2 tRNA genes and 3 rRNA genes are annotated in these 6141 nt (G+C 41.5%); all 5 read right to left on the bottom strand.

The features are described from left to right. Window positions 1–438 precede the first annotated feature (438 nt). The 5 genes from rrf to DU473_RS08030 all read right to left on the bottom strand — a co-directional run bounded on the left by rrf (window position 439) and on the right by DU473_RS08030 (window position 5769). Window positions 439–555, bottom strand: a 5S ribosomal RNA gene (gene rrf, locus DU473_RS08050). Between the two features lie 171 nt (window positions 556–726). After that, window positions 727–3635: ribosomal RNA gene (locus DU473_RS08045) — 23S ribosomal RNA — on the bottom strand. A gap of 368 nt (window positions 3636–4003) precedes the next feature. Beyond that, window positions 4004–4080, bottom strand: a tRNA-Ile gene (locus DU473_RS08040). Window positions 4081–4085: 5 nt separating this feature from the next. Next, window positions 4086–4161, bottom strand: a tRNA-Ala gene (locus tag DU473_RS08035). A gap of 94 nt (window positions 4162–4255) precedes the next feature. Further along, window positions 4256–5769: ribosomal RNA gene (locus tag DU473_RS08030) — 16S ribosomal RNA — on the bottom strand. Together the 16S, 23S and 5S rRNA genes with 2 tRNA genes alongside form the textbook arrangement of a ribosomal RNA operon. Window positions 5770–6141 lie beyond the last annotated feature (372 nt).

The raw sequence follows: 6141 nt of genomic DNA, 5'->3' as shown, positions 1-6141 counted from the left end.
TTGTGAAAATATTCCCACAAGTCATACTTCTACCTTCCATATATTCTTGTTGCAAATTACTAAGACTTGCTATGATAACTATGATTTAAAGCTAAAGCAACGCTATACAATGAAGCAATAATCACTAAATTTAGATAACTTTTTTCATTTTTATCCAGCTTTTTAAAACATAATTATAAATTATATTTTAAACATAATAAATTTAAATAATCTTAACCCTCTCATTCATTAGATAATACCTATCTTAACCATTCCATAAACCATTAAAAACAAACATTCTAAAATAACTAAAAATATAAAAAACAATTAGAATTTAATTAAATATAAACATTAAACTTAATATATTAAACAAACAATCCTAAATAATCTTTTTAAAAACCTTAATATTGAAATTATTATTTATAATTAGTAGTATGTAGTATAAGAAGTAAATTAACAAGTCCGCAATGAGCTACTTTCCCCCTGCCAGTAAGGCGTAGTATCATCACCCACGATGTGCTTAGCTTCTTGGTTCGGGATGGAGCAAGGCGTTTCCACATCTGTATAATCACGGACATTGTTATTTAAATATTCTTTATTCTATCTTTAATATTATTTATAAAAGACAATGATTAATTTACACATTTATTATTTAAGTAAGAATACTTAAAAAACAATGTTAAAAGCAAGTTTAAAACCTTACTCATTTAAAGGTGTAAAACCTTAACAAGGAAGTGATGCTTTATTTAAGATAAGCCAAACGCTCTATTAGTACTGGTCAGCTAAAGGACTTTCATCCATTACACACCCAGCCTATCAAACTAGTAGTCTTCTAGAGAGCTTAGAGAAGATTCATCTTAGAGTTGGCTTCACGCTTAGATGCTTTCAGCGTTTATCCTTTCCAAACTTAGCTACGCTGCGATGCTCTTGGCAGAACAACAGCTACACCAGTGGTTTGTTCAACCCGGTCCTCTCGTACTAGGGTCAAATCTCTTCAATCTTCTTACGCCCACGGCAGATAGGGACCGAACTGTCTCACGACGTTCTGAACCCAGCTCGCGTACCGCTTTAAATGGCGAACAGCCATACCCTTGGGACCTGCTCCAGCCCCAGGATGCGATGAGCCGACATCGAGGTGCCAAACCTCCCCGTCGATGTGAGCTCTTGGGGGAGATCAGCCTGTTATCCCCGGGGTACCTTTTATCCTTTGAGCGATGGCCCTTCCACACAGAACCACCGGATCACTAAGACCGACTTTCGTCTCTGCTTGACTTGTATGTCTTGCAGTTAAGCTGGCTTATACCTTTATACTCTACTAGCGATTTCCAACCGCTATGAGCCAACCTTTGTAAGCCTCCGTTATTATTTGGGAGGCGACCGCCCCAGTCAAACTACCCACCAGACATTGTCCCACTTGAGGATAACTCAAGCTGGTTAGCTACCCAAATAAGAAAGAGTGGTATCTCAACAATGGCTCATAATAAACTGGCGTCTATTACTCAAAGCCTCCCACCTATCCTGCACATTCTTATCCAAGTAGCAGTGTCAAGCTGTAGTAAAGGTCCACGGGGTCTTTCCGTCTTGCCGCGGGTAGGAGGAATTTTCACCTCCACTACAATTTCACTGGATCCCTCTTTGAGACAGCTCCCATCTCGTTACGCCATTCATGCAGGTCGGTATTTAACCGACAAGGAATTTCGCTACCTTAGGACCGTTATAGTTACGGCCGCCGTTTACTCGGGCTTCGATCAAGAGCTTCGCTAATGCTAACCCCATCAATTAACCTTCGAGCACCGGGCAGGCGTCACACCCTATACATCCTCTTACGAGTTAGCAGAGTGCTGTGTTTTTGGTAAACAGTCGGGAGGGACTCTTTGTTGTAAGTTTCTTCGCTTTCGGAGTAAATCCTAATACGAAGCGAACCACACCTTATACCGAAGATACGGTGCTATTTTGCAGAGTTCCTTAAAGAGAGTTCTTCCACGCGCCTTAGAATACTCATCCCACCCACCTGTGTCGGTTTACGGTACGGGCAACATTAGCTAAACTTAGAAACTTTTCTTGGCTCGACGGCATCAGGGGTTCTCCTATCCATCCGAAGACTTCAAAGAGCCTTTCAGTTCTCAGAGTATTGTTATACGGATTTGCCTATATAACCTCCTACAACCTTAGACTAGCACTTCCATCCGCTAGCCCCCTTAGCCCTAAGCGTCCTTCCATCGCACACTAATGTTGGTATTGGAATATTAACCAATTTGCCATCACCTACCCCTTTCGGACTCGGCTTAGGACCCGACTAACCCTACGATGACGAGCATCGCGTAGGAAACCTTGGGTTTACGGCGTTAATGATTCTCACATTAATTATCGCTACTCATGCCTGCATGCTCACTTCTATTCGCTCCAGCACTCCTTACCGGTATACCTTCGACGCAAATAGAACGCTCTCCTACCACTTGACAAAGTCAAGTCTACAGCTTCGGTACTTACTTTAGCCCCGTTATATTTTCCGCGCAAAATCACTAGACCAGTGAGCTATTACGCTTTCTTTAAAGGATGGCTGCTTCTAAGCCAACCTCCTGGTTGTTTAAGTAACTTCACATCGTTTTCCACTTAAGTAAGATTTAGGGACCTTAGCTGGTAGTCTGGGTTGTTTCCCTCTTGACGACGGATTTTATCACTCGCCGCCTGACTGCTGTGATTACATATAAGGTATTCGGAGTTTGATAGGGTTTGGTACATTGGTGTATGCCCTAGCCCATTCAGTGCTCTACCCCCTTATATTACGACACAACGCTATACCTAAATATATTTCGGAGAGAACCAGCTATCACGAAGTTTGATTGGCCTTTCACCCCTATCCACAAGTCATCCCGGGGCTTTTCAACGCCTATGGGTTCAGTCCTCCACTAGTTCTTACACTAGCTTCAACTTGCTCATGGATAGATCACTTCGTTTCGGGTCTGCAGCATCTGACTAAAACGCCCTATTCAGACTCGCTTTCGCTACGGCTTCGCGTGTGCTTAACCTTGCCAGACACCACAACTCGCAGGCTCATTATGCAAAAGGCAGTCCATCACCCTGTATTGCTACATAGGGCTCTGAATGATTGTAAGCAAATGGTTTCAGGTTCTATTTCACTCTGATCACCTCAGTTCTTTTCACCTTTCCCTCACGGTACTTGTGCACTATCGATCTGGTAGTAGTATTTAGGGTTGGATCGTGGTCGACCCAGCTTCAGACAAAATTCCACGTGTTTCGCCCTACTCAGGATACTGCTAGTTAAAGTCAGCTTTTCGCATACGGGACTATCACCCTCTATGGCTATACTTTCCAGAATGTTCTGCTAAGCTTTTTTTATACATATTGCAGTCCTACAACCCCCAATGCAAGCATTGGGTTTGCCCTCTTACGCTTTCGCTCGCCGCTACTTACGCAATCTCTATTGATTTCTTTTCCTGAGGGTACTAAGATGTTTCAATTCCCCTCGTTCGCTCCTATTAAGGTAATGTATATCTCTATACATTGGGTTGCCCCATTCGGAAATCTACGGATCAAAGCTTCTTGACAGCTCCCCGTAGCTTATCGCAGTCTAGTACGTCCTTCATCGCCTTTACCAGTCAAGGCATCCACCATTCGCTCTTAGTAGCTTACCTTTTGACTTCTTTATAAAAAAGAAGTTTGCATAAAAGTTAGACTAGAATCTAACTTCTACCTTTTATTCTAAAACGCATCACTTCCTTGTTAAAGTTTTACAATAAGTCTTTTATATTCAAGACGGAAAGCATTTAATACTTACAAATAAATATTAAAACTCAACTTTAGATAATATTTATACTAAAGAAAAATATAAAATCTTATTCTTTAACAAGCTTAGTAAAATTGTTTTTTAAAACTTGCTTGTGACTCTTAACATTGATAAGTAAAAGAACATTTAGGTAAAACCTAAAGTAAATATATAAAAAATTATATAATTTAAATATACTTACTTTAGATTTAAACCTTTTTTCAAATCTTAATCCTATGGTGGGCCTAACAAGACTTGAACTTGTGACCTCACCCTTATCAGGGGTGCACTCTAACCAGCTGAGCTATAGGCCCTTATATGGTGGAGAATAGCGGGATCGAACCGCTGACCTCCTGCGTGCAAAGCAGGCGCTCTCCCAGCTGAGCTAATTCCCCAAAATTAGCTTTTCATCAATCTTTGAAATCTAAACAAGGATGATTGAGTTTGATTGAAGTAATAGTTGTGAGACTTATTACTTTAGTACTCTAGAAAGGAGGTGATCCAACCGCAGGTTCTCCTACGGTTACCTTGTTACGACTTCACCCCAGTCGCTGATTCCACTGTGGAAAGTAGCTATTTTAGCATCCTCGCTTCGAGTGAAATCAACTCCCATGGTGTGACGGGCGGTGAGTACAAGACCCGGGAACGTATTCACCGTAGCATGGCTGATCTACGATTACTAGCGATTCCGGCTTCATGCTCTCGAGTTGCAGAGAACAATCCGAACTGGGACATATTTTATAGATTTGCTCCACCTCGCGGTATTGCGTCTCATTGTATATGCCATTGTAGCACGTGTGTCGCCCTGGGCATAAGGGCCATGATGACTTGACGTCGTCCACACCTTCCTCCTCCTTACGAAGGCAGTCTATTTAGAGTGCTCGGCCGAACCGTTAGCAACTAAATACGTGGGTTGCGCTCGTTGCGGGACTTAACCCAACATCTCACGACACGAGCTGACGACAGCCGTGCAGCACCTGTCTCTAAGTTCTAGCAAGCTAGCACCCTCATATCTCTATAAGGTTCTTAGGATATCAAGCCCAGGTAAGGTTCTTCGCGTATCTTCGAATTAAACCACATGCTCCACCGCTTGTGCGGGTCCCCGTCTATTCCTTTGAGTTTTAATCTTGCGACCGTACTCCCCAGGCGGTATGCTTAATGCGTTAGCTGCATTACTGAGATGACTAGCACCCCAACAACTAGCATACATCGTTTAGGGCGTGGACTACCAGGGTATCTAATCCTGTTTGCTCCCCACGCTTTCGCGCCTTAGCGTCAGTTAAGTTCCAGCAGATCGCCTTCGCAATGGGTATTCTTGGTGATATCTACGGATTTTACCCCTACACCACCAATTCCATCTGCCTCTCCCTCACTCTAGATTACCAGTTTCCCAAGCAGTTTAATGGTTAAGCCATTAGATTTCACAAGAGACTTGATAATCCGCCTACGCGCCCTTTACGCCCAGTGATTCCGAGTAACGCTTGCACCCTCCGTATTACCGCGGCTGCTGGCACGGAGTTAGCCGGTGCTTATTCCTTAGGTACCGTCAGAATTCTTCCCTAAGAAAAGGAGTTTACGCTCCGAAAAGTGTCATCCTCCACGCGGCGTTGCTGCGTCAGGGTTTCCCCCATTGCGCAATATTCCCTACTGCTGCCTCCCGTAGGAGTCTGGACCGTGTCTCAGTTCCAGTGTGACTGATCATCCTCTCAGACCAGTTAAGCGTCATAGCCTTGGTAAGCCATTACCTTACCAACTAGCTGATACTATATAGTCTCATCCTACACCGAAAAAACTTTCCCTATTCAACTTATGTTAAATAGGAGTATGGGGTATTAGCACTCATTTCTAAGTGTTGTCCCCCAGTGTAGGGCAGATTAACTATACCTTACTCACCCGTGCGCCACTAATCCACTTCTAGCAAGCTAGAAGCTTCATCGTTCGACTTGCATGTATTAGGCACGCCGCCAGCGTTCACTCTGAGCCAGGATCAAACTCTCCATAATAATTTATAGATAGTTTAATCTTTTTCTTCAAAGAAAAAGTATTTGATTAAAAACTAGTTTAATCTTTATATTTTTTATAATTATAATCTGGCTCAATCGATCACTTATTTAGATTTCAAAGATTGACTATAAGATTTGAAAACAATATTAAATTAAAAGAACAAAACTTTTTTACTTAAAATAAAATAGTGAAAAAATTAAAAATAATATAATCCATAGTTTTTATTTTAAAAATAAAAAACTACTTTTTATCAAAGTATTATTTAATACAACTATTTTATTATTTTAAAAAATGCTTTTAAGGCTTTTTTGTAAAATGTAAAAAAGAAATGAGATTATATTCCTAATAAGCTTAAGGGGAGATTAAATGAG

The organism is Campylobacter novaezeelandiae, assembly GCF_004323845.1.
In the GTDB taxonomy this organism is placed as follows: domain Bacteria; phylum Campylobacterota; class Campylobacteria; order Campylobacterales; family Campylobacteraceae; genus Campylobacter_D; species Campylobacter_D novaezeelandiae.
This window is presented reverse-complemented; position numbering and strand designations above follow the sequence as displayed.